Annotated in this window: 22 protein-coding genes; 10 read left to right on the top strand and 12 right to left on the bottom strand. The window is 60.6% G+C overall.

The window, feature by feature from the left end; translation table 11 throughout:
* The first annotated feature begins 12 nt into the window (after nucleotides 1-12).
* Genes FEZ63_RS17050 through FEZ63_RS17040 form a run of 3 tightly spaced genes read left to right on the top strand, consistent with a single transcriptional unit; the run spans nucleotide 13 to nucleotide 2,408 of the window.
* Nucleotides 13-1,149, top strand: a complete 1,137-nt coding sequence (locus tag FEZ63_RS17050; RefSeq protein WP_150946676.1) for a mandelate racemase/muconate lactonizing enzyme family protein — start codon at nucleotides 13-15, stop codon at nucleotides 1,147-1,149.
* Between the two features lie 57 nt (nucleotides 1,150-1,206).
* Nucleotides 1,207-2,073, top strand: coding sequence for a DUF6772 family protein (locus FEZ63_RS17045; protein WP_150946821.1), 867 nt, complete (start codon nucleotides 1,207-1,209; stop codon nucleotides 2,071-2,073).
* Entirely contained in the window at nucleotides 2,073-2,408 is a 336-nt protein-coding gene (locus tag FEZ63_RS17040) for a hypothetical protein (protein ID WP_150946674.1), read from the top strand. The genes FEZ63_RS17045 and FEZ63_RS17040 overlap by 1 nt, the downstream gene beginning before the upstream one ends.
* Before the next feature lie 170 nt (nucleotides 2,409-2,578).
* Here FEZ63_RS17040 and FEZ63_RS17035 read toward each other — a convergent pair whose 3' ends face one another.
* From FEZ63_RS17035 to FEZ63_RS16990, 10 genes are all read right to left on the bottom strand, one after another.
* Complete coding sequence (locus tag FEZ63_RS17035; RefSeq protein ID WP_150946672.1) at nucleotides 2,579-3,973, bottom strand: FAD-binding oxidoreductase; 1,395 nt, start codon at nucleotides 3,971-3,973, stop codon at nucleotides 2,579-2,581.
* Nucleotides 3,974-3,976: 3 nt separating this feature from the next.
* A complete protein-coding gene (locus FEZ63_RS17030; RefSeq protein WP_150946669.1) occupies nucleotides 3,977-4,738 on the bottom strand; it encodes an SDR family NAD(P)-dependent oxidoreductase in 762 nt (253 codons plus the stop codon).
* Nucleotides 4,735-6,444: an SMP-30/gluconolactonase/LRE family protein gene (locus tag FEZ63_RS17025; protein WP_150946667.1), complete on the bottom strand. Its 1,710-nt coding sequence runs from the start codon at nucleotides 6,442-6,444 to the stop codon at nucleotides 4,735-4,737. Before FEZ63_RS17025 ends, FEZ63_RS17030 begins: the two co-directional genes overlap by 4 nt.
* A 2-nt stretch (nucleotides 6,445-6,446) precedes the next feature.
* A complete protein-coding gene (locus FEZ63_RS17020; protein WP_150946665.1) occupies nucleotides 6,447-7,433 on the bottom strand; it encodes an NAD-dependent epimerase/dehydratase family protein in 987 nt (328 codons plus the stop codon).
* Between the two features lie 10 nt (nucleotides 7,434-7,443).
* Nucleotides 7,444-8,565 carry an ABC transporter ATP-binding protein gene (locus FEZ63_RS17015; protein ID WP_150946662.1) on the bottom strand — a complete coding sequence of 374 codons (1,122 nt, stop codon included), beginning with the start codon at nucleotides 8,563-8,565 and terminating at the stop codon, nucleotides 7,444-7,446.
* 13 nt (nucleotides 8,566-8,578) lie between these two features.
* Nucleotides 8,579-9,409 (bottom strand): carbohydrate ABC transporter permease, encoded by an 831-nt coding sequence (locus tag FEZ63_RS17010; protein ID WP_150946660.1) that lies wholly within the window; start codon nucleotides 9,407-9,409, stop codon nucleotides 8,579-8,581.
* A gap of 8 nt (nucleotides 9,410-9,417) precedes the next feature.
* Entirely contained in the window at nucleotides 9,418-10,323 is a 906-nt protein-coding gene (locus tag FEZ63_RS17005; protein ID WP_150946658.1) for a carbohydrate ABC transporter permease, read from the bottom strand.
* Nucleotides 10,324-10,390: 67 nt separating this feature from the next.
* Complete coding sequence (locus tag FEZ63_RS17000; RefSeq protein WP_150946656.1) at nucleotides 10,391-11,656, bottom strand: ABC transporter substrate-binding protein; 1,266 nt, start codon at nucleotides 11,654-11,656, stop codon at nucleotides 10,391-10,393.
* Between the two features lie 32 nt (nucleotides 11,657-11,688).
* Nucleotides 11,689-12,861, bottom strand: coding sequence for a mandelate racemase/muconate lactonizing enzyme family protein (locus FEZ63_RS16995; protein ID WP_150946654.1), 1,173 nt, complete (start codon nucleotides 12,859-12,861; stop codon nucleotides 11,689-11,691).
* The gene (locus FEZ63_RS16990) at nucleotides 12,858-13,784 is read right to left on the bottom strand and encodes a dihydrodipicolinate synthase family protein (RefSeq protein WP_150946651.1); all 927 of its coding nucleotides are present in this window, start codon (nucleotides 13,782-13,784) and stop codon (nucleotides 12,858-12,860) included. The genes FEZ63_RS16995 and FEZ63_RS16990 overlap by 4 nt, the downstream gene beginning before the upstream one ends.
* Nucleotides 13,785-13,891: 107 nt before the next feature.
* Here FEZ63_RS16990 and FEZ63_RS16985 point away from each other — a divergent pair, with 107 nt between their 5' ends.
* Nucleotides 13,892-14,833, top strand: a complete 942-nt coding sequence (locus FEZ63_RS16985) for a 2-dehydro-3-deoxygalactonokinase (protein WP_150946649.1) — start codon at nucleotides 13,892-13,894, stop codon at nucleotides 14,831-14,833.
* Nucleotides 14,834-15,034: 201 nt separating this feature from the next.
* Nucleotides 15,035-15,907: an alpha/beta fold hydrolase gene (locus FEZ63_RS16980; RefSeq protein ID WP_150946647.1), complete on the top strand. Its 873-nt coding sequence runs from the start codon at nucleotides 15,035-15,037 to the stop codon at nucleotides 15,905-15,907.
* 145 nt (nucleotides 15,908-16,052) lie between these two features.
* Here the strand turns inward: FEZ63_RS16980 and FEZ63_RS16975 are convergent, their stop codons facing one another.
* Nucleotides 16,053-16,886 (bottom strand): alpha/beta hydrolase, encoded by an 834-nt coding sequence (locus FEZ63_RS16975; RefSeq protein ID WP_150946645.1) that lies wholly within the window; start codon nucleotides 16,884-16,886, stop codon nucleotides 16,053-16,055.
* 214 nt (nucleotides 16,887-17,100) lie between these two features.
* Between FEZ63_RS16975 and FEZ63_RS16970 the strand changes: the two genes are divergently transcribed.
* The 5 genes from FEZ63_RS16970 (at nucleotide 17,101) to FEZ63_RS16950 (ending at nucleotide 22,416) form a co-directional block, all read left to right on the top strand.
* Complete coding sequence (locus FEZ63_RS16970; protein WP_150946643.1) at nucleotides 17,101-18,366, top strand: ABC transporter substrate-binding protein; 1,266 nt, start codon at nucleotides 17,101-17,103, stop codon at nucleotides 18,364-18,366.
* Nucleotides 18,366-19,337, top strand: coding sequence for a carbohydrate ABC transporter permease (locus FEZ63_RS16965; protein WP_420846297.1), 972 nt, complete (start codon nucleotides 18,366-18,368; stop codon nucleotides 19,335-19,337). Before FEZ63_RS16970 ends, FEZ63_RS16965 begins: the two co-directional genes overlap by 1 nt.
* On the top strand, nucleotides 19,334-20,158 hold the full coding sequence (locus FEZ63_RS16960) for a carbohydrate ABC transporter permease (protein WP_150946640.1): 825 nt from the start codon (nucleotides 19,334-19,336) through the stop codon (nucleotides 20,156-20,158). Before FEZ63_RS16965 ends, FEZ63_RS16960 begins: the two co-directional genes overlap by 4 nt.
* 9 nt (nucleotides 20,159-20,167) lie before the next feature.
* Nucleotides 20,168-21,256: an ABC transporter ATP-binding protein gene (locus tag FEZ63_RS16955; RefSeq protein ID WP_150946638.1), complete on the top strand. Its 1,089-nt coding sequence runs from the start codon at nucleotides 20,168-20,170 to the stop codon at nucleotides 21,254-21,256.
* A 449-nt stretch (nucleotides 21,257-21,705) separates the two neighbouring features.
* The gene (locus tag FEZ63_RS16950; protein ID WP_150946636.1) at nucleotides 21,706-22,416 is read left to right on the top strand and encodes a L,D-transpeptidase; all 711 of its coding nucleotides are present in this window, start codon (nucleotides 21,706-21,708) and stop codon (nucleotides 22,414-22,416) included.
* Nucleotides 22,417-22,673: 257 nt separating this feature from the next.
* Here FEZ63_RS16950 and FEZ63_RS16945 read toward each other — a convergent pair whose 3' ends face one another.
* Nucleotides 22,674-23,117 carry a GFA family protein gene (locus FEZ63_RS16945; protein ID WP_150946634.1) on the bottom strand — a complete coding sequence of 148 codons (444 nt, stop codon included), beginning with the start codon at nucleotides 23,115-23,117 and terminating at the stop codon, nucleotides 22,674-22,676.
* Between the last annotated feature and the right edge of the window lie 210 nt (nucleotides 23,118-23,327).

The raw sequence follows: 23,327 nt of genomic DNA, 5'->3' as shown, positions 1-23,327 counted from the left end.
CAGGGGGAATGGGTGTCGACGGGAACGAACAGCGCGGAAATCCGCATCACTGACGTGATCGCCCATCCGCTGACGCAGACACTGCCGCGGCCCACCGTGACGTCGTGGGGGACATACACCGAAGTCTCGATCGTGCTGGTCGAGGTGCGTACCGATGCCGGCATCACCGGCGTGGGCGAGGCGCTCGCCCGCTTTTCGCCGAAGGCCTATGTGGAACTGATCGATACCCTGCTGAAGCCCCGCCTTGTCGGCGGCAATCCCACCGATATCCAAGCGCATTGGCGCACGATGCGGCGTGCGCTTTCCGGACGCGCCGGCGGTATGCTGTTCGAGGCGATCGCCGGGGTGGATATTGCCCTGTGGGACATCCTCGGCAAGGTGGCCGGCCTGCCCGTCCATCGCTTGCTCGGCGGTATGGGCCGGACGGAGGTGCCCGTCTATGCGGCGTCCGTGAACTGGGGCAGCGAGGAGTTCATGAACCGTGAACTCGACGCCTATCTGGAGAAGGGATTCCCGCGGATCAAAGTCAAGATCGCGAATCCCGTCAACGACGCATGCCGGCGCATTGCCAGCCTGCGCAAACGTGCCGGCGACGACATTGAGCTCTGCGTCGATGCCAATTGGGCCTATACGCTGGAAGAGGCGGTCGAGGTGGGCCGCGCGTTGTCCGACAACGCTTATTTCTGGTTCGAAGAGCCGCTGCGGCCCGAGGACGAAGCCGGCTACGAGGAACTTCACCGCCGGTGCGCCACGCCGCTCGCGGCAGGCGAAAGCAACTATACGCTCGATCAGGCGATGCGGCTCGTCGCCAACCGGACGCTCTCCTACATTCAGCCGGACGTTGCCCGTTCTGGCGGGATCAGTGAGACGCGTCGCATGGCCGAGTTCGCTGCAGCGCACGATGTTCAATACGCGCCGCATATCGGCATGTCGGGCATCATCTGTGAAACGGCGAGCGTGCATCTGGCTGCGGCGATGCCGAACATTCGCGCCATGGAATGCGAGACCGATTCCAGTCCGTTCAAGACCGCGCTGACTGGCGCCGCGCCCGGTGCCGACCGGCAGAAAAACGGCATGCTGCCGGTCCCGACTGGCCCCGGGCTCGGCATCGAGATCGACTGGGATGCAGTCGCGCGGCTTCGCGCCTAGCGGAGCATGGAGACGAGAATGACTTCCAATGTGCCGACGAACGACCTGATCGAGGCCATGCGGCTTGCGCTCCTGCGCGCCGATCCCAAGCTCAGCCGGTTCGATCCTCTGCCGCGCATCATCAGTCACGACTGCTTTTCCAGCGGCCACTGTGGCTGGTCGCAGCTCGTCGGCAACTACGAGAACAATCTCGACACGATGCTGCCGGGCTACGCTCAGCACACGAGCGCAATGCTCTCGACACTGCCGCATTGGGATTCCGGTTCGCACGGCGGTATGGGATCGTCCTATGCCCTCAAGATCGCGACGCGCCCACGCAAGGGGGCACAGAACGTCGCCATCAAGCGTCACACCTTCCGCCACCGTGGGACGATCCGGTTCGAGGTGTATTTCACCTTCAAGCCGGAGGCGACGGAACTCAACCTCAGCGAAACGGACGTGCGTTCGGTCGGCTTCCTGTTCGATCTGCAGTCGGGCGATCAGGACGATGGCGGCCAGCGCGTGATGCCCCATCTGCGATTCCTCAACGCGCTGGATGGTCAACATGTGCAGAAGTGGCAGTTCAAGCGCCGGACCACCGAACTGAAGCCAATCGGCGACAGTGACAAGACCCTCAGCCACTATCACCTGGCGGCTGAAGACTGGGAGGACTTGCCCGGAGGCGCACAGCGCCTCTGCTACAACGAGATTCCGACCAAGATAAACTGGACCTATCTCGCGTTCGACTTCGATCTGGCGGAGATGAAGGCGCTGTCCTTCCGCTGCAACGATCGCACGTTCGACATGTCGGCCTTCGAGCCTATCCGCATGCCGGCGATGAAAAATCTCTGGTGTATGCTGAATTTCGGCCTTTTCGCCGAGGCCGACTCGGACAAGCGTGCGTTCCTGTATGTCGATTCCGTTTGCATCTCGGGGGATTTCTGATGCTGCCCGAGAACATCACCCTTGTGGTTGGCCGTAATGAGTGCTGGTCAGGCCGTGCGGCGACAGAACCTTTCGAAGCGGGTTGGGCACGGGAGGCCGTCATCTTCGTCCGGGCGCTGAAGGAGCCCAAGGGCGAACAACCCATGGCGCGGGTCGAGATCTCGCCCGACGGCATGCGCTGGGTGGCGGAAGGCACCGAGTTCCGGATGCCTTCGCACGAGGACGGCATTGCCGTTCTTCGCGTGAAGCACTTTGGCAATTGGCTCCGTGTTGCTGCGGACTATCCGCCCGGTGCCGAATGCACCGTCCTTGTGACCGTTCACTTGAAGGCCTGAGCATCAAGGCCATGGGCGAGTTGCTTCGGCGAGGCCAGGGACGGTCTGCGGGATCTCGAAGTCTGTTTCTTTCGCGGAAGTTTTCGCGAGACGTCGGTGAACCCAGCCCACGGGTCTCGGCCGAGATGGCGCAAGCGTGCAGGCATGCTGCTCGCCTGGCAACGATGCTGCTAGAATATGATTCCCGGGTTGAGGATGCCTGCTGGGTCAAATGAGCGCTTGATCTCCTGCATCAACTGTCTTTCAACAGGATTCGAGAAGCGCGCGAAAGCGCGACAACCCGAGCGTCCGATGCCATGTTCGGCACTGATGCTCCCGCCGAAGGCCGTCGTTACTGCGTAAACGGCCTCGTTCACCTGAAAGGCTGCGGTCTCTAAGGCGGCCTGATCTGTGAAAGCATCGCGCGGAAAAAACACGATGACGTGCATGTTGCCATCCGCCAAATGACCGACGAAGCGTACGAGTGCATTTGGGAAGCGTTTTGACACGGCGGACGGTAGAGCCTTCAACAGGGCAGGAACGTCGTCGGTCGCGACACTGACGTCGTGTGAGATTGAAGGTCCGGCCAAACGGTTCGCCTCGGACGCGGCGAATCGCAGATGCCAAATCGCTTTGGCTTGCGTCTCGCTCTGCGCCAACACCGCATCCGAAATGGCGCCGGCATCGCTTGCCCGCGTCAGCGCTTGCGCAAGGCATTCTTCGATCGAGAAATCGTCTGCACCGATCTCAATGAAGACATACCAGGGATGCCGTGAGGGCAACGGGTGCGCGATGTTCGGGAAATACTCGCGGATCAGGCTCATCTCGCCGTCATCCATAAGCTCGAAGCTGATCAGCTTGTCGCCTGAAACCTCGCGAACCATGCGCAGCAAGCTGAGGGCTGCCTGCGGTTCGACGAGCCCGCAAAGCGCGCTCGCGCGGGCCTTCGGCCTATCCATCAACCTGAACGCGGCGGCGGTGATGATTGCGAGGGTTCCCTCCGATCCTACGAGAAGATGACGGAGATCGTAGCCCGCATTGTCCTTTCGCAGGCGCTTGGGGCCAGGCACGATCTCACCCGTTGCGGTCACATATTCGAGTCCAAGGACGAGATCGCGTGTCATCCCATAGCGCACCACATTGATGCCCCCGGCATTGGTCGCCACGATGCCTCCGATTTGGCATGAGCCTTCACTACCAAGGCTGACCGGGAAAAAGCGTCCTGCTGCGTCCGCAATCCTCTGCAGTTCTGCGAGTTTGCAGCCAGCTTCCGCCACCACGGTGTTTCCCGCCGGATCGAGCGACCTGATCGCGTTCATGCGTTCGAGGGAGAGCACGATGGCAGCGCCGCTCGAGTCAGGCGTTGCGCCCCCGGAGAGGCCGGTATTGCCGCCTTGCGGCACGATGGGCACGCCCGTATGTGAGGCCCAGCGCATCAGCGTGGCGACTTCTGCGACGTCTCGAGGTTTCGCGACAGCCCGTGCGGCGCCAGAGTAGCGGCCACGCCAATCAGTGAGATAAGGGGCCATTGCGTCGGGCGCAGTTACGAAAACGTCGGGCGAAAGGTCCTTTGGGAGTGCGTCCATGATTCACACCACGCCGGCATCCACGATGTAGTTCTGGCCCGTGCACATACGAGACACATCGGAGGCGAGGAAGAGAACCATGGCCGCCACGTCTTCGGGCAAGATCTCGCCCTTGATCGATTGCCGCTCCTCGGCCGCTTTCCCTTTCTCCGGCGTGTACCACATGGATCTCTGCCGCTCCGTCATCACCCAGCCAGGCGTCACGCAATTGACGCGAATTCCCTGAGGTCCCAGTTCCCGGGCGAGCGAACGCGTAAAGCCAGTGACCGCGGATTTCGCCGTGGTATAGCCGATGAGCCCGGGTGCGCCTTGCATCCAGGAGGTCGAGCCGAGATTGATGATGGAACCGGAACCCCGCTCGCGCATCGTCGGAGCGACCGCCTGGCTGACGAACATCATGGGACGCAGATTCACGGCGAAGCGGTCATCCCAATATTCAACGGTGACGTCATCGAATCGATGACGCTCGTCGTGCCCGGCATTGTTGACGAGTACGGAGAAAGGACCCGCAACCTCTTCAAGTTGCCTGATCGCAGCGCGCACGGCATCGATCTCGCGCAAGTCCACAGCCGCGAAGGCAACCTTTCGGCCCGCGCCACTCAGCCGAGCGGCCAAAGCCTCTCCAGCATCTCGATTAACATCGAGGAACCCGACGCTCATTCCCTGCTCTGCCATGGCTTCGATAACCGCGCGGCCGATGCCCTCGGCGCCTCCCGTCACAAGCGCGGAACGGTTGGCAAGGTCGGGATAATACGCGCGCATCATCCTGCGAACTCGGAGGTGGGCAGGCCGGCTGCCGGCGCAGGCGTCGCGAACAAACCGCCCGAGAATGGCGCCTGCGCAAGGACACGGGATGACAGGCGGATCCGGGCGGTGGTGATGAAGAGCGTCTTTAGATCGCTACCCCCGAACGCGATGCTGGTGGGTCGCGGGACCGGGAGGCGGATTTCACGCTCGACCTTTCCGTCGGGTGCGTAGCGCCTGACGCACCATCCATCCCAAATTGCGCACCAGACAAAGCCGTCGCGATCGACGGCGAGCCCGTCCGGGCGCCCCTCTCGTGGATCGATTTCCGCGAAGACGCGGCGGTTCTCGATGGCTCCAGCAGCCAAGTCGAAATCGTAGGCGTAAATGCGTCCGGGTGCCGAATCCGCGAAGTAGAAGGTCTTCCCGTCCGGGCTCCAATCGAGTCCGTTGGCAACCGTGAACCCCTCGGCCAAGCGCCGCCATTCCAGATTTCCCTGAATAACGTAGAGGCCGCCGGTCGGCTTGCTGGCGTCAAGGCGCATCGTCCCCGCCCACAAACGTCCCAGCCTGTCGCACTTTCCGTCGTTGAAGCGATTATCGATGATCTGCGCTTCGGGATCGACCAGAGGCTCGAGCTTTCCAGTCGCGAAATCGAGCGCCTCCAGACCGTCCTGTGTCAGGGCGGCAAGGCCTCCGGCGCGGCGGGGAAGGACCGCACTGACGAGACGCGGAAGCATGACCTCCTCATTTGTCCGCGTCGCAGGATCGAAGCGATGAACGGAAGGCGCCAGGATATCAACCCAATAAAGCCGCCTCTCTTTCGGAAACCAGACTGGCCCCTCGGCCAAATGTGCCCCCCAGGGCAGAACGCATTCCACTTCGCTTTCCCCCACAAGACGAGCACGTGGCTGTGGAGTAATGTTCATCGGCATTGCTCCGACATTACCCGAGATCTGACGTGCTGCCGCCATGAGATCGCGACCTGTCGTGTGCAGGCGGTCGTTCGACAGGCGGGAACTCGGACCGAACACGCCGATTGCCGCCACTGCCTTTCCCGTGTGATCGAAGATCGGGGCCGCAACCGAGACGACTCCGGAGACATGTTCTTCCAGCGAGATTGCATAGCCGCGAGCACGGGCGAGCGCGAGGTCGGCGCCAAGCGCTTCTTCGTCGATGATCGTGCGCTCGGTAAAGCGTTCCAAGTGGGCTTGATCAAGCAGCGCCCGGCGTTCGTGAGGCGAAGCAAAGGCCAGAAGGGTCTTGCCGCCTGCGGTGCAGTGAAGGGGTGCGCGTCGGCCAATCTCGATGCGAAAGCCGAAGGCCCCTCCCCGACTGCGTTGGTCGATGTAGAGAACTTCGTGGTTCTCAACGGAGCAGAGCGCCAGCGTCTCGCGGGTCTCATCGGCAAGCCGGTCAAGCACGGGGGCCGCGGCGCCGCGCAGGTCGAAGGATTCCCAAACACGATGCGCGAGTTCGAACAACCGGTGCCCAAGCCGATAGGTGCTGTCGCTCTCCTCGTATCGGACGAGCCGGAAGAGGACGAGCGTGTTGAGCATCCGAGCCAGCGTCCCTTTGGGAAGACTCGTCGCCGCCTGAAGATCCTTGAAACGCGGCGGCGTCGCGCATTCGCCGATGACGTCGAGCAAATAGAGTCCCTTCGCCAGGGCAGCCGCGCCGGTTGGGACGTCACGTTCTTCCGGAGTCGCGACGCGGGGGCTCTCCATCACTAGGTCGCTTGTATCCTGTCGCGCCGGGCCTGCACGGCCTCGGCGATCATGCGATCGATTGTCCATTTCGGCTCAAACCCTAGATCGTTGCGGATGCGTGCATTGGAGGTCTCGTAGAAGACGCCCCCACCGGGAAGGTCAATGGTCTTGAGCGGCAATCCGGTCAACTGCGCCATCAAGGGCAGAGCCTCGGCGAAATCGACCGGAGCGGTCGCACCCAGATTATAGGTCCGTCCGGCTGCCCTCTCCGCGGTGAGCGCGAGGAGTATGCCATCGACCATGTCCCTCGTGTCGGTAATATGCATCCTAAACGGACGCCCGCTCTCGTTGCGAGAGAGGACGAGAGCCTCGGTTCCGTCATCTTGCCGCTTCAACTTCTCGACAGCCGCAATGTTGTTGAAGCTTTCTTGCTGCTTGATCTTCGGGTGGAGGAAAAAACGGGGGCCTGAGAAGAAGCTCGTGGGGTCGAGGAGTTCGGCTGCATCCTGTGTATGGGAGAATCGCAGGATGGTTGCGGGAATACTGGTGGTGCGCTCGACGAAGCGCACGATTTCCTCCCCGAGCTGCTTCGTCAGCCCGTAAGGAGAGCGGGGCTTGATCGGGTGGTCCTCGTCGACCGGAAGGTAATCCGGGACGTTCTCCGGATATACCTCTCCCGAACTGGCGAAGATGATCCTGCGCGGCTTGTGTTTGGCAGCCTCTTCCAAAATCACGCGCGTGCCGTCCACATTCGCGCGGTGCAGCTTGTCGGAATCGGAGGGGAGCCAGGACATGAAGGCGCCGAGGTGAAGCACCGCGGTCGTCCCTTTCGCTGCACGCTGGGCCGCAGCGCGGTCGTCGAACGCCCCGGTGACTTCGCGATAGTTCACGTGTGTGATGCCTGACGGGCGCAGGTCGAAACCCGTGACGCTATCGCCCTGATCGAGCAGGCGTTTGACAACCTTGGATCCCACGCGGCCAGCGCTTCCGGTGATAAGAATGCTCATGACAGGTGTCTCATTGAATAGCGACTTCCGATTTGGCGTCGAAGAGGTGAAGATGCGCAGGATCGAAGGAGAGCGTGATGCGCTCGCCGGCTGACCGTTCATCCGGATTGATCAGGCGTGCGATGATCGTGTCCGCGCGTCGCTCCTCTTCCTGCCTGTCCGCAGGGTCGATCTGCGCGCGGTTTTCCTCAGGAACGTCGACATAGATGTATTTCTCGCTGCCAAGGCTTTCGACGAGCCGCGGTGTGATTTCGAAGGTCACCGGCCCTGGACCCGCACCGATGTGTTCGGGGCGCAAGCCGACGACGATCTCGCGTCCGGCGAGCGATGCGGGTGCCTCAAGCCGAACATCGTGTCCGAAGAGCCGCACCGCCGCCGCCCCGCCCATCGTCGTCACCGGCGAGCGCAGGAAGTTCATGCCCGGCGACCCGATGAACCCGGCGACAAAGAGGTTCGCCGGCTTGCGGAACATCGTATCCGGATTGGCGATCTGCTGGATTACACCATCCTTCATGATGACAATGCGATCAGCCATGGTCATCGCTTCAATCTGATCGTGAGTGACGTAGATCGTCGTGACCCCGAGTCGCTTATGCAGAGCGCTGATTTCGGCGCGCGTATGAACGCGCAGTTTGGCATCGAGGTTGGACAGCGGCTCGTCCATAAGGAAGGCCTGCGGCTCGCGCACAATGGCGCGCCCGAGCGCCACTCGTTGACGCTGGCCGCCCGATAGCGCCTTGGGGCGTCGGTCAAGAAGATGATCCACGCCGAGGATTTTTGCGGCGTTCATCACGCGCATTTCGATCTGCGCTGCATCCATGCCGCGCATTTTGAGACCGAATCCCATGTTGTTGCGCACGGTGAGGTGCGGGTAGAGGGCATAGTTCTGGAACACCATCGCGATGTCTCGGTCGCCAGGCGCGAGATCGGTTACGTCGCGGCCGCCGATCCGGATGGTTCCGGATGAGGCTTCTTCGAGGCCGGCGAGAATTTTGAGCATCGTCGATTTGCCGCATCCGGACGGCCCGACGAAGACGACGAACTCGCCATCTGCGACCTCAAGGGAGAAATCCTTCAGAACCGATAGCGACCCATAAGATTTGGTGACGTTCTCGATGCGGATGCCGGCCATAAGAAAGTCTCCACTATTTCTCAGCGCCAGCAGTCAGGCCGCCGACGAGATAGCGTTCGAGGAAGAGATAAATGAGTAGGATCGGGAGGGCGACGAGGATAGACGCTGCCGAAATGTCTCCCCAGTTGGAGATGTACTCGCCCTTCATGGTCGTAATGCCGAGATTGGCGGTCCAATTCGTCTGAGCGTTGGTGAGGAAGGTGCGTGCATATGCATAATCCGACCACGACAAGACGAAGCCGTAGAGTGCGGTCGCGGCAAGTCCTGGTGCAGAAACAGGCAGGATCACCCGCACCAACGCGCCGAAGGGCGAGCAGCCATCGACCATCGCAGCCTGTTCGAGTTCGCGCGGAATGGTGTCGAAATATCCCTTCATCATCCAGGTCGTGAAGGGGATGATGAGAGTCGCGTGGGCGAGAATGATCGACCACAGACTGCCGATGAGGTCAACGGTCCGGAAGATTCCAAAGAGCGGGATGACAAGAAGGGTCGCCGGCAGCATCTTCGCCGTAAGGATGAACAGGCCGAGGGATTGCCCGCCTCGAACTTTGAACCGGGACAGGCTGTAGCCGGCGAGAACCGACACGGTCATAGAAAGAACGACACTGCCAACAGCCGCCAGAGTCGAGTTCGTCAACCACAGGAGGATCGGACGCTCGCGCATGATCTGCCCAAACACATCCCAGCGCGGCGTCTCCGGCCAGAAACGTGGCGGCAGAGCGCGAAGCTGGTCGGGCGGAGAGATGGCTGTGATGAGCAGCCAATAGATTGGGAAGACAAGGAACGCGCAGACAATCACGACGGCTGCGTAAAGAAAAAAACGATCGACGGGGCGGCTTCTCATAGCACCTCTCAGATGTTGTCCGGCGCGCGGCCGATCATGAGTCGGCTCGCGACAACGCAGACGATCAGCGTCACGATACCAATGGCCGAGGCGTAGCCCATGCGGAAGAAACTGAAGGCTTGCTCGTATGTCATGATCGAGAGCGACTGGGTAGCCTTCAGCGGACCTCCGCCAGTGAGAACATAGATGATCGAGAAATCGCGGAACACCCACAGCATCACGAGGACGAGCGTGACCCCAAGAACTGGCATCAGCGAAGGAATGGTGATGTTGATCAGGCGCTGCCAGCTATTCGCGCCGTCGACTCGCGCGGCATTGTAGAAGTCCTCGGGAATGGATTGAAGCCCCGCGAGCATCATGATGGATACGAAGGGATAGCCCTTCCAGATCATTGTCACGCACACGACGAAGAAAGCAGCGTTAGGTGACGAAAACCAGTTCACCGTGGTGTCGATGAGACCGATCGTGATGAAAACCCAGTTCATCAGCCCAAAGGACGAATCGAACATCCATGCAAAAATGACGACCGCGATGACTTCCGGTATCGCCCATGGCAACGCGACGAGGAGGCGCGCCAGCGAACGGCCCTTGAACTTGTTGTTGACCAGCAAAGCCGTTCCGAGCCCGATCAGAAAGCAGAAAAGGCTGACGATGACGACAAGCTTTAATGTGACCCAGACTGCGTTCCAGAAGTCCGGAGACGTGAACAATCGCTCGTAATTTGCGATCGTGAATGGACGGCGCGGTTGATCGAGGCGCGCGATGTTGACGTTCTGGAACGACAGATCGATGGAGACGAAGAGAGGATAGACGATGATGAGGCCGATCAGGATGACGGCGGGCGCGAGAAGGAGATAGCCGAGCCAGTGGCGACGGCTCGGACGCGCAAGATCAAGGCTGAATCGAGACTTCATGAGTATCCTCGGTTGGCGGCAAAGATCGGCCGGCGTTAACGCCGGCCGATTGCAACTTCGTGGCGCCTCACTGCTTCTGCAGCGTTTCAGCTTTCTGTTGCATGGTGGCCGCGACCGTCTTGGGATCCAGATCCTGAATGATCATGCGCTGGGACTCCTCCATGATCATCTTGGAGAACTCGTTGAACTGAATTTCCAGCCCTTTGGGAATCCGGTCGACCTTTGCCTTGGACGCGGCCTGTGTCGCTTGGACGAGAAGGTCGAAATTGGGATTCTCGGCCTTTGCCGCCGTGACGTCCGCGCGTGGACTGGGCGGCGGTGAGGCTCCGAGCGTCGCATAGGTCGCCTGAAATTTGTCCGATGTGGCGAGCTTGATGAAATCCCACACGAGCTTTTTGTTCGCCTCACTGATATCGGACGGGATAGCCAGGACGTTGGAGGAGCCGCCAACCGGTGGGTCGAACGGCACCATCGCCGTCTTGATCTGATCCTTTGCCTTGCCCTTCTGAATGATCGGCCAGAGCCACGGGCCATCCATCTTCAGCGCGATCTTGCCGTCCGCGAAAAGTTGGCGGACCTCGCCAGCGGAGAGATCGCGAGGGGTCAGGCTATTCTTGACCACTGTCTTCCAGCGCGACAAGCCCTCCACCATCTGAGGAGTGTTGATGCTCACCTTTCCTTTATCGTCGGTCCAGCGTCCCCCGGCATCGAGCGTGTAGTTCATCATCTCGCTCATATACTGGCCGCCGCCGCCGCGGGTTTCATGACCCGTGCCGTACTGGTCCATGATCCCGTCGCCGTTTGTATCTTTTGTTGTCTTTTTGGCGGCCTCGAGGAACTCCGCGTAGTTCTTGGGAACTGAAAGGCCTTCCTTCTTCAGAAGGTCGTCATTGTAGGCGAGGAAATAGCCAAAATAGAGCATCATCGTGCAGACGGTTTCGCCGTTCCACACGCAGGTGTCCTGACCTGCCCAGCCGTTTAGATCAAGCTTCGACTCCTTGATGTAAGGGTCGAGATTATCGAGCCAGCCGGCATCGGCGAACTTCTGAAATTCGAACGAGGCGAGATGGACGATGTCCGGCGGCGTCCCACCTGCAAAAAGGGTGGTCATAGTATCGGCATAGGCACCGCGCTCAACCTTGGTCCATTCAATCTTGACGCCCGGATGCGCCTCCTCGAACGCCTTGATGACGGAGGCCCACCAGTCGCCGACGCCACGCTCGTCCTTCTGCCAGGAGACGAATTTCAGAACCTTGGTCTGGGCAAGCGCGACATTCGTGCTCAAGGCAAGAGCGGCGCAGGCCGCCAGAAGTGTCAGTTTCTTTCTCAACATAGCGTTTCCTCCGATTTGCTGTGACGGCTTTGTTATTGATATTTTTGGAGGAGGTTCAGCGCCTCCTCGGATGGCTCAACGCCGAGCCCAGGGCCTGTCGGGAGATGATAGAATCCTCCGATGCAATCCATGTCTCCCTTCAACAATCTTCGGTTGGGCTCAAAGATCGAATGCTGGTACTCATGGCATGTCACCGCGCTTAACGCGGCGCTGGCATGCAGACTCGCCGCCATGAAGAGCCCGATTCCGATCGTGGCGTGCGGTATCAATTCGAGATGATGCGCCTGGGCGTATTGACCGATGCGCATGAATTCCGTGACGCCTTTGTGCCCCATTTCGGGCTGGATGATGCCGCAGGCTCGCTTTGCGACGCGAGGAACGAGGTCGTAGACGGTTCGCCATTCCTCGCCAGCGGCAACCGTCGAGGAGACATTACGGGCAACATGGGCGAGGCCGTCGATGTCCTCCGGTTTCACTGGGGCCTCGGCGAACCAAAGGCCATGCGGTTCCATGGCTCGGATTACCGCAATGGCCTGTTCGGCGGTGTGAGCCCAATGCATGTCGCACGCGATCCGGGCGTCGGAGCCGAGGTGCTGGCGCAACGTTGCCATTTCCGCCACCACGCCATCATCCGCGACCGGCGCAGCGAATTTGAAGCTTGTGAATCCCTTTTCCTGCCACTCGGCGGCGAAAGAGGCTCGCTCCTCGCGAGTTCGTTTCGGCAAGCCAGAAATATAGGCCGGAAGGTGCGCGTGACGCTGTCCGCCCAAGAGCTTTACAAGCGGCAAGTTGGTGAGCTTACCGAAGATGTCCCACAAGGCGATGTCGACAGCCGCGAGCGCATCGAGATAGAACCCACCTGTGTAGCCGCGCACCCTCATGAAATCATACAGATCTTCATGGATAATGACGACATCCCGCGGGTCCCGTCCAATCAGGTAAGGGCCGAGCAGATCGTCGATGATTGCCATCGCGGCGCCAGGCGCGACGATGCCATAGGTTTCCCCCCAACCGACTGCGCCATTTGTCGTTTCGACACGCACCACCACGGTTCGGTCACTGGTCGGATAGACCGTGCGATTGCCATGCCGGACGATGTAGCCTTTCTCGTTGACTGTTTCGCCGGGGCGGGCTTCGCCAAGATAGATCGTCTCGCGCGGAATGGTAATCGAGAAGACTTCGATCTTGGCAATCCGCTCGGTCATTCGGCGGCTCCGACGGCTCGCGGAACCGGAGCGGCACTGAAGAGATCGGCCACAAGAGCAAGCCAGGCGTCGATCTCGCCCAGGTCGTGCCGATCCATCGGCGGTACCTTCGCACGAGCAATGAAGTTGGTAAGATTGCCGCGCCTGGTGAGAACGTATTTTGTAAACGCCATGCGAAAGTTGGCCTGAATAACCAGCAGGGGAAGCGTTCGCATGTAGAGCTCCCGCGCCTTTGCCACGTCGCCGCTCCGAAAAGCGCGGTCTATGGCAACATGAACATCCGCGATCTCGACGGCAGGCATCGCACCGCAGGCGCCGCGCCCATATTCGTCAATGATATAGCGCGCGCCGCCGCCGCCAATGACACCTTTCAGGTGAGGTGGCTTGTCCTTGAGAATGGCGGTGATGGCAGGGCCGGCCGGAAGGGTTTCCTCCTTCACATAGAGAATGGCCGGATTGTCTTTGATGATTTCAAGGATGACCTCTGGCTTCAAATCCGAGCCGCGCGGCGCGGGAGCGTTCTGCAGGACGATCTCCAAACCGGAAACGGCATCGGCAATCGTGCGGTAGAAGCTCGCGACAGCCTCGGCGCTGACGCCGATACTTTTTGGTGCTTGGATCATCACAGTGGAGACGCCGTTTGCCATGGCCTCGCGCGAATGCGCGATCGCTTCCTCGACACTTGGCGCGCTGGCGCCAGCCACGATAGGAACGCGGCCGGCGACACGCTTGACGACAAGCGCCAGGAGAGCCGCCCGTTCTTTGGTGTCGAGTTCATCCACTTCGCTTGCAAATCCCGGAAACACCACCCCATCGACGCCCGATGCGAGGGCGAAGTCCACGATGCGAGCCATGGCTGCTTCATCGATTGAGCCGTCAGCGCAGAACGGAGTCGGAAGGACAGGAAAGATACCTTTCAGCATTGCATTTCCTCGTGATCCACTATGTGGACCTTATGTATTTCATATTGGACCTTATGCAAATCTGACGTTACGGTCAAGACAGCATCAACTCTCAGCGGTGGCATCTCATGACTTCTAAAGACATCAACCTGCGCATCGTGCTCGATTGGGGGACGACTTCTTTTCGCGCGCTCCTTGTCGACGGCGCGGGAGCAATTATCGATCGCATCGAGTCCGAGCAGGGGATCCAGTCGGTGCAGGACGGCAATTTCATCGGCGTCTTGCAGTCGGCGATCGCGCCATGGCGGCAGCAACATGGCGTGCTTCCCATCTATGCGGCCGGGATGATCGGGAGCAGAAACGGCTGGATCGAAATGCCCTATGTGGCGACCCCTGCGGATGAGAACACTGTTGCTGCGCAGGTGAGGACGATCAGGCTCCCGGACGGCGGAACCATCACTTTCATTCCCGGACTTACAGACAGATCCGCCTATCTCTTTGCTGACGTGATGCGGGGCGAGGAAACACAGCTCGTCGGCTTTGGTTTATCGCGGGATATAACCGCCGTGCTGCCCGGCACTCATGCCAAATGGGCCCGCATCGAAAACTCGCAAATCACGCGCTTTCAAACTTTCGTAACGGGAGAAGTTTTTGGCACGCTGTCGCGATACTCATTCCTTGCCAAGATTGCCAAGAAGCCAGAAGCGCCGGACTGGACTGCCTTTCTCCGCGGAGTTGATGCGGTGCGCAACGATCGACGCGCCGCAGGCCTACTCACGCACCTTTTTGCGGTGCGCACGGGCTGGCTCTCGGGTAATCTCAAGCCCGAGGAGATGTCGGATTACTTGTCGGGACTTGTCGTTGCCTCCGAATTCCGTGAAGCCAAGGCTCTCGGTTGGTTCGAGATTGGCGACACGATCGCGGTTATCGGCGATGACGATCTTGTAGATGTCTACCGCAGGGTGGGCGAGTCTTTCGGCCTCACGGTGATTTTGGGTGATCCAGACTGCGCGGTGCAGGGCTGCCTCGCTATTGCGAAGATCTTGCACCACACCCCGGGGGTCTCGTAGAGAATCCGACCTGGAGCATTGCCGGCCGGGACAGTGGCGACGAAGCGTCAACGAAGCGTCAATTTACTCAAACGTCACGCCCACATGCATGACGGAGTTGGGAATCCTCTTCCTTAGGCGGGGAACGTTCCCACTGCAAAAGACCTATAGGAAAGACCCACGGATTGAAGTTCTTGTCGCAGACGAGCCAAGGAGACCGTGATGCCTGTTCCCGTGCAGCATCGGAGAACGACCGTCGGCGGGGTGGACATCTTCTATCGCGAGGCCGGGCCGGCGGACGCGCCCGTCGTGCTGCTGCCCCACGGCTATCCCTGCTCCTCCTATGAGTTTAGAAACTATATGCGTCATCTGGGCGAGCGCTGGCGACTGCTCGCGCCGGACTTCCCCGGCTCCGGCTACAGCGCCACGACCGACGGCGTTGCCAATGATTTCGACGGCTTCGCGACCTTCCTCCATGACTTCGTCGGCACGCTGGGCGTTGGCCGCTTCGCCCTCTATCTGCACGACTTTGGCTCATCGATCGGCCTGCGGCTGGCGATGCGCGATCCGGCCCGTATCGCCGCGCTCATCATTCAGAATGGCGACATCTATGAAGATGTGCTCGGCCCCAAATATGCTGGGCTTAAGGACATATGGAATATGGGGCTTACGGAAGGGCTCGCTAAGTTGCGCGAGTTCGTCTCCCGCGACCATTTCAGGGACGAGTTCCTGAACGATGTCCGGCCTGACCTAGCCGAGCGCATCCCGCCCGACCTGTGGGAACTGCACTGGTCACTGATGACGGAGCAGCGGCGCAGCAACGCCGCGCGCATTATCTACGACCTCAAGGACAATCTTGAATGGTTCCCGCGCTACCAGAGCTATCTGCGCGAACACCGACCGCCGACGCTCATCCTTTGGGGCCCGCAGGACGGCTATATGCCCGAGGAGTCGGCCCGCGCCTTTTTGCGCGATCTGCCCGACGCGGAGCTCCACCTGCTCGACGGCGGCCACTGGCTGCTCGAGACCAATCTTGATGAGGCTGTCAGTCTCTCGCGCGACTTTCTGGGACGGCGGCATGCGCCTCTAAGCTAGCCATGCACCAGTCCGGCATCCGGTAGCGAAGACCACCAAACGGCCGGAGGCACAAGCAGGGCCAGTCACGGATCGGGCGTTTCGAGAACCAGAGCTACCGTGCTTCGGGGCTGACCCTCGGGATCGCGCGATGAGTTGCAATCGGCTAATGCGATGATGTCTGCGGTGGTGTGGCTGCCTCGATCTTGGCCAGCGCTTCGCGCATGGCGCGAGCGAACGCGGGATGGTTGTAGAGATCATTGTGCCCCGTCTCGGCAATCGTGCGATCGAGGACCAGGTTCGGGATAGCCTGCCTCAGCGGCTCGCTCCGCCGTGACGGCACGATCGTGTCGCGACCGGCTGCGAGCAAGGCAGTCGGTGTCGTCGTGTCACGCACGAGGTCGATTATCGGCATGTGATGACGAAGGAGCAGCCCCACAGGCGCCCAGGGAAAGTGCTCGCGTGCCAGGGCCTTTAGGGAATCGAAAGGAGTGACGAGAATCATGCCGGCCAGAGGACGATGGCACGCCAGATAGGCAGCCACGCCGCTGCCGACGCTGAACCCGACGGCGACAACTCTCCGCTCCCGCTCCTGCATGAGGTGATCGAAAATAGAAAGAGAGTCGGACAGCAAGGCCTCCGCACCAGGCTGTCCGCTGCTTGGCGGATAGCCGCGGTAATGGAAGGTGACGATCTCGGATTCAGGAAAGAGACCGTGCAGATACAGAGCCATGGTCTCCGCATTCCAGGCATTGCCAGCAAAGCCCAGAAGGAGAGGCTCGGTGTCGCGCAGGCCGCTTTGGGCTTGCAGCCGTACGCCAATGAGGTGTTCGCCATCCGGCGTCCTCACTTCAAGCCGTTCAGCCGAAGGCGGCAAGTTCGGCCGGTTGGCCGCCGCAATCTGGGTCGGGAACAGCAGCTTGGTCTGAGCAATGGATGTGGCGGTGACAAGGCCGATATAGAGAAGGCCGGCGCCGAGGGTGAGATAGGCAATCCACATGCTTGCTGCCTGGATGTGCAACGTCGAATTTAATCAAGCCCAAACAATACCCAGGCGCAATATCGCACTGACGTTCCGTCGTTTCCACTTTCTGGAGCTTTTTCGACCAGACGGAAATTGCAACGAAACCCATCGCCTCTGGCAGATCCTGACGGAACAAACATACCGGCGAAGCCTTATCAAGCTAAGCAACAGCTAGCAGCCGGAGGAAATCATGTCCCGCCGCTTCGCCAGCCTGGCTCTCCTTATCGGACTGGCAGCCCCCACAAGCGCCTATGCGGTTGAGATTTCCATCTCCTGCAGCGCGCTCGGCCAGGAATACGAAATCTGCAAGCAAGGTGTTGACGCCTGGTCGAAGAAGACCGGCAACACGGCCAAGATCGTATCGACCCCGAATTCCGCCACCGAGCGGCTCGCGCTCTATCAACAACTCCTCGCCGCAGGAGCCGGCGATATCGACGTCTTCCAGATCGACGTGGTCTGGTCCGGTATGTTGAGCCAGCATTTTCAGGATCTGACTGCCAAGGCGCAGGGCGTGATCGATCAGCATTTTCCCACCATGATCGAGACGAGCCGGGTGAAAGGCAAGCTGGTCGCCATGCCATGGTTCGCGGACGCGGGACTTCTCTATTATCGCAAGGATCTGCTGCAGAAGCACAACCGGCCGGTTCCGCAGACCTGGTCGGACCTCACCGAAACGGCCCGTACCGTGCAGGCTGCGGAGCGGCAGGGAGGCAGTCGGGATCTCTGGGGCTTCGTCTGGCAGGGTCGCGCCTATGAAGGTCTCACGGTCAACGCACTCGAATGGGTCAGTTCCCACAACGGCGGCACGATCGTTGACGAGAAGGGCGAGATCACCATCAACAATCCGAAAGCCGCAGCGGCCTTGAAGACGGCTGCTGGTTGGGTGGGGACGATCACGCCCGAGGGCGTTCTCAACTACACCGAGGAGGAATCCCGCGGCGTCTTCCAGGCGGGAAACGCTGTCTTCATGCGTAATTGGCCCTATGCTTGGGCGCTGGCCCAAGGCCCGGAAAGCGCGATCAAGGATAAGGTCGGCATTGCACCGCTGCCCAAGGGAGGCGCGGATGGCCGCAATGCGGGTACGCTCGGGGGCCAACTCCTAGCCGTGTCACGCTATTCCAAGAATGCCGAGGCCGCGACCGATCTGGTCATGTATCTGACAAGCGCCGATGAGCAAAAGCGCCGGGCGATCGCAGGGTCCTTCAATCCAACGATCCCGACTCTTTTTAAGGATGCCGAGATCACGAAGGCCAATCCTTTCATGGGTGATCTCCTGACCGTCTTCACCAACGCGGTCGCTCGCCCCGCCGCAGCGACCGGGGACAATTACAACAAGGTCTCGACCGAATTCTTCGACACGGTCCACCAAGTCCTGTCGAAGCGCGCCGAGCCCGAACAGGCACTCTCGCGGCTCGACCGCGACCTGAAGCGGATCAAGCGCAGCGGCTGGCAATAGTGAGTGCGACCGCAGCCCGAGACATCGCCCCTGCTCCGATCTCAGCGCATGAGCGTCCCTCCCCCCTGACGCGTTCCCGTGTCCGGGCCGCATGGGCCTTCGTGGCGCCCACTCTCTTTGTTCTCGCGTTGATCGCGGGTTGGCCCCTTGCGCGCACGATCTGGTTCAGCCTCACAGACGCCAATCTCAACAATCTCAGTGATTACGCGTTCATCGGCTTTGAGAACTACCTCGTCCATGACAACGGTGAATGGCTGGGTCTGCTGGTGGACCCGGAATGGTGGCGCTCCGTCTGGAACACGGTGTGGTTCACCCTCGTCTCAGTCTCCATCGAAACCGTTCTCGGCATCGTGGTGGCGTTGATGCTCAATGCGGCCTTCCCGGGCCGGGGGATCATGCGCGCCATCATTCTCATCCCATGGGCCATTCCGACGGTCGTCTCCGCCAAGATGTGGAACTGGATGCTCCACGACCAATTCGGCGTCATCAACGACATGCTCCTGCGCCTCGGATTGATCGCATCTCCCATCATATGGACTGCCAACCCTGACACAGCCCTTTGGGCGGTGGTGATGGTGGATGTGTGGAAGGCGACGCCTTTCATGGCGCTTCTTATCTTGGCGGCCCTGCAAATGCTGCCACAGGACATCTACGAGGCCGCGCGGGTCGACGGAATTCATCCGGTGCGGGTCTTCTTCCGCGTGACCTTGCCGCTGATCAGGCCGGCGCTTCTCGTCGCCGTGATCTTCCGGGCGCTCGATGCCTTGAGAGTCTTCGATCTCATTTACGTGCTGACCGCGAATTCCCGCGACACCATGTCGATGTCCGCCTATGCGCGCCAGCAGCTTGTGGATTTCCAGGAGGTCGGCTTCGGTTCGGCAGCCTCGACCCTGATCTTCCTCATCATCGCCCTTCTGGTCGTCATCACGATCGTGGTCGGACGGGTTCGGTTGAGTGAGGATGCACAATGAAACTCCTTTCTCGTATCGGCTTTTGGCTTCTCGTTCTTGTCATCGCACTGTTCGCGCTGTTTCCTTTCTATTATGCGGTGCTCTCGTCCCTGCGCTCGGGATCCGAACTCTTCAGCGTGGCATATTGGCCGGAACGGCTTGATGGTTCGAATTACATTGCCGTCTTTCAGCGCCAGCCCTTTGGACAGAACATCCTGAACTCGATCCTTGTTGCAGGCACCGTTGTCGCTCTATCTCTTGCCCTGAGCGTCTTGGCGGCCTATGCGTTCGGCCGCATCGCCTTCCGCGGTCGCTCGATCCTGCTGATGACCATTCTCGGCGTCTCGATGTTTCCGCAGGTTGCGGTTCTCTCCGGCATGTTCGAGATGATCCGGAGCTTTGGCCTCTACAATACACTTCCCGGCCTAATCCTCGCCAATATGATGCTGACCTTGCCGTTTACGGTCTGGGTACTGACCACCTTTATGCGCGAGCTGCCCAAGGAGATCGAGGAGGCGGCCCTCGTCGACGGGGCCACGCCCGCGATCATCGTGCGGAGAGTGTTTCTGCCGCTCATGGCTCCGGCCGCCGTAACCACCGGGCTTTTGGCCTTCGTCGTCTCGTGGAATGAATTTCTGTTCGCCTTGACCTTCACTCTGACCAACGAGCGGCGCACCGTGCCGCCCGCCATTGCGCTCATGACCGGCAGCAGCGCTTATGAGCTGCCTTGGGGTACGATCATGGCGGCTTCGGTCATCGTGACCCTGCCGATCATCGCGCTGGTCCTCGTCTTCCAGCGCCGGATCGTGGCGGGCCTGACGGCAGGCGCGGTTAAAGGCTGAGGCGCGAGCATGGCAGACGTTGCCCTGAAAGGCGTGCAAAAATCGTTCGGTTCGACAAAGGTGATCCATGGGGTGGATCTGGAAATCCGCGACGGCGAGTTCGTCGTCTTCGTCGGTCCTTCAGGATGCGGGAAATCCACACTCCTGCGCCTCATCGCAGGGCTGGAGGGCATCACGGCGGGCGAGCTCTGCATCGACTGCGAAAGAGTGAACGATCTCCCGCCGGCCAAGCGCGGGATTGCCATGGTGTTCCAATCCTATGCGCTTTACCCGCATATGAATGTCTATGACAACATGGCCTTCGGCCTCGAACTGGCAAAAGCCTCGAAGGCGGAGATCGACCGGCGCGTGCGGGAGACGGCGCGGCTTCTCCAGATCGACGCCCTCCTCGATCGTAAGCCTAGGCAACTCTCTGGCGGACAGCGCCAGCGGGTCGCGATCGGACGCGCCATCGTGCGCGAACCCAAAGTTTTTCTCTTCGACGAACCGCTCTCCAATCTCGACGCTGCCTTACGGGTGCAGACCCGGATCGAGATCGCCAAGCTTCATTCCGACATGAAGGCGACCATGATCTATGTGACGCATGACCAGGTCGAGGCGATGACGTTGGCGGACCGGATCGTGGTTCTCAATGCGGGCCGGATCGAGCAGGTCGGCACGCCGCTCGAACTCTATCATCATCCGGCCAATCTTTTCGTTGCCCGCTTCATTGGCTCGCCCCAGATGAATCTCATCCAGGCAGAGGTCACGCAGACGAGTCCTGAGGGTGTGCAGGTCCGGCTTCCCAATGGAAGCACGGTCATCACCGCCGTGACTTCAGAGTGTATCCAGCGCGGAGAGTCCGTCACCTTGGGCATAAGGCCCGATCACGTCACAGTGGGACGGACAGGCATCGTGACTGGACGGATCGTGCTCGTCGAGGAACTTGGAGAAAACCATCTTCTGTATACCGACACCGATGACGGTACGCGCTTGACCGCGCGTGCGCCAGGCGATGCGAAATATGAGATAGGCGATGCAATCTCCCTCGAGTTTTCCGGGAAGTTCTGTCATCTGTTCAAAAGCTCAGGGGAAGCCTTGGCTCCGTCGCAAATTTAGGTTGAGACAGAAAGCCGGCGCTCATCACCGCATCAGCTAGACGCTGTCGACCAGCGATGGCTGGGTTGAAAGCGAACTTCGTCTGTCATTTGCGCATCATGTGAATCATCTCGATCCCACCCAGGATTACGCGGGCGGGCTGATTATGTCATCCCGCTGTTGCCGGCCCTCGACAACGCGAGCGCCTTGACGTGCATCAGGATGGTGGCGATCGGGCCGATCGGGTCGGCTCGGGGGCTATCAGATGGGGCCACGCGGCGCGCCACGGGAAGTGAGACTGCGAGACCGCGTGGACGTTACCGACTTTGATGCATGGCAAGCTCTGCGCAGCGAAGGCCGAGCTTGCCAATCGAGCCGTGTGACGGCAATCTCAGCTCAGCTAGACGTTCAGCGGGTGTATGCCGGAGTATTTTCTCCTCGGGCAATAGGACATGGGAAACTGCCAAATCATGATCATGGACGGTAGGAATGCCGATGCCGGCAAGAGAGACGAGGTAGCCCTGCTCGGGCGTCGGGCGGGGCTTCTCAACCGCCGGTCGTTTCTGATCGGCTCGGCCGCCGGTGTCAGCGCGCTCGGGCTGGCCGGTTGCGCGACATCCGACGGCATGAGCTTCGCCGAGGCGGCGAAGCTCTACGGGCCAGTGCCCGATGAGAAATTCCCGATCCCGGCGGTCGATGTCAGCAAGGTCGATCCGAAATATTATCGCCGGACAGTTCGCTACGACACCAAAGAGCCGCCCGGTACGATTATCGTCGATCCCGGTAATTACTACGTTTACCGCATCGAGGACGACGGATCCGCCACCCGCTATGGCGCCAATGTCGGCCGCGACGGCTTCCGGTGGAGCGGTGACGCTTATATCGGACGCAAGGGCGAATGGGCGACCTGGACCCCGCCCAAGGAGATGATCCGGCGCCAGCCCGAGGCGGCCAAATGGGCCCGCGGCATGCCGGGCGGCCTTGATAATCCGCTCGGCGCCCGCACGCTTTATCTCTATCAGAACGGCGCTTACACGCTCTACACAATCTATGCCAGCCTTGACGCCGAGTCGATCGGCTCCGGCATCACAAGCGGCTGCGTCGGCCTCCTCACGCAGGACATGATGCACCTGTACTCACGAACGCCGGTCAAGACGAAGGTGGTCGTCCTGCCGGCATAGCAACGGCGTCAGCCCCTGGTCCGGGCGCTGCCGGTGCGGGCAGCGCAGCCAACAGGCTCGTGCTTGGAGTCTGAGGGATTGTGCGGTGCGATCCCTGGAAGGGTCGACGACACGACCTTTATGTCACGCAAGACTCCAGGTTGGCGACGCTAGCATCCAGATTGGTGGACAAGGTGCTCGTCCTGAAACTCCGCCTTGGCGACATCGCAGAATAAGCAACAATTCGGACGCAAAGTGGGGCGCCTAAAAAAGCCGGTTCAAGTGGCCTTTTCGCGGACGCTCTCCAAGGCGTTCACATGAGTAGTCGCCGCCGGCAGCGAGGCGTCGCACCATCCCCACGACGGCGCGGATCGCGCCCAGATGATGCTTTGGGGGCGGCCCAGCTCCGTATCGTCCAGTGCGCCGACCCGCACGACCTTGTATTCGCTCTCGCCGACCGCCTCGCAGAAGAGCGGCGTCCCGCAAGTGGGACAGAAGCTTCGGCGGATGACGTTGCCGCTGTCGGCGCGGCTCTCGTACGCGGCAAGCTCGCCGGTGACGCTGATCGCGACGGACTCCGCGATGATGCTGATCGAGGCGTTTCCGCTGGCGAGGTACTGGCAGACGCGGCACCAGCAGGCCCGGCCGATCAGCGGCGGGCGACTGGAGCTGAAGCGGACCGCGCCGCAGAGGCACCCTCCGGAGAATCCCTGGTCGGGCATTTGTCGCTCCATCCCTGGCGCGCACCGACCCCAGGGCAGGCGCGGCAGCTCGTTCGCGTTATAGAACGGCGTCGGAAGCTCCGGCAAGGCGGCTGCGGAGAAACCGCCATCCTGGATCCGGCTTGCCTCCTGCAACCCTGACCAGCTGGGCCAACCCTTCTGTCGCGCCAGGTCACTGACATTTCTATCATTTCTAATAATTAGCGCGAC

Origin of the sequence: Microvirga brassicacearum, assembly GCF_008757455.1 — a bacterium.
GTDB lineage: Bacteria > Pseudomonadota > Alphaproteobacteria > Rhizobiales > Beijerinckiaceae > Microvirga > Microvirga brassicacearum.
The sequence above is the reverse complement of the archived record's forward strand: the minus strand, read 5'-3'. Positions and strand labels throughout refer to the sequence as shown.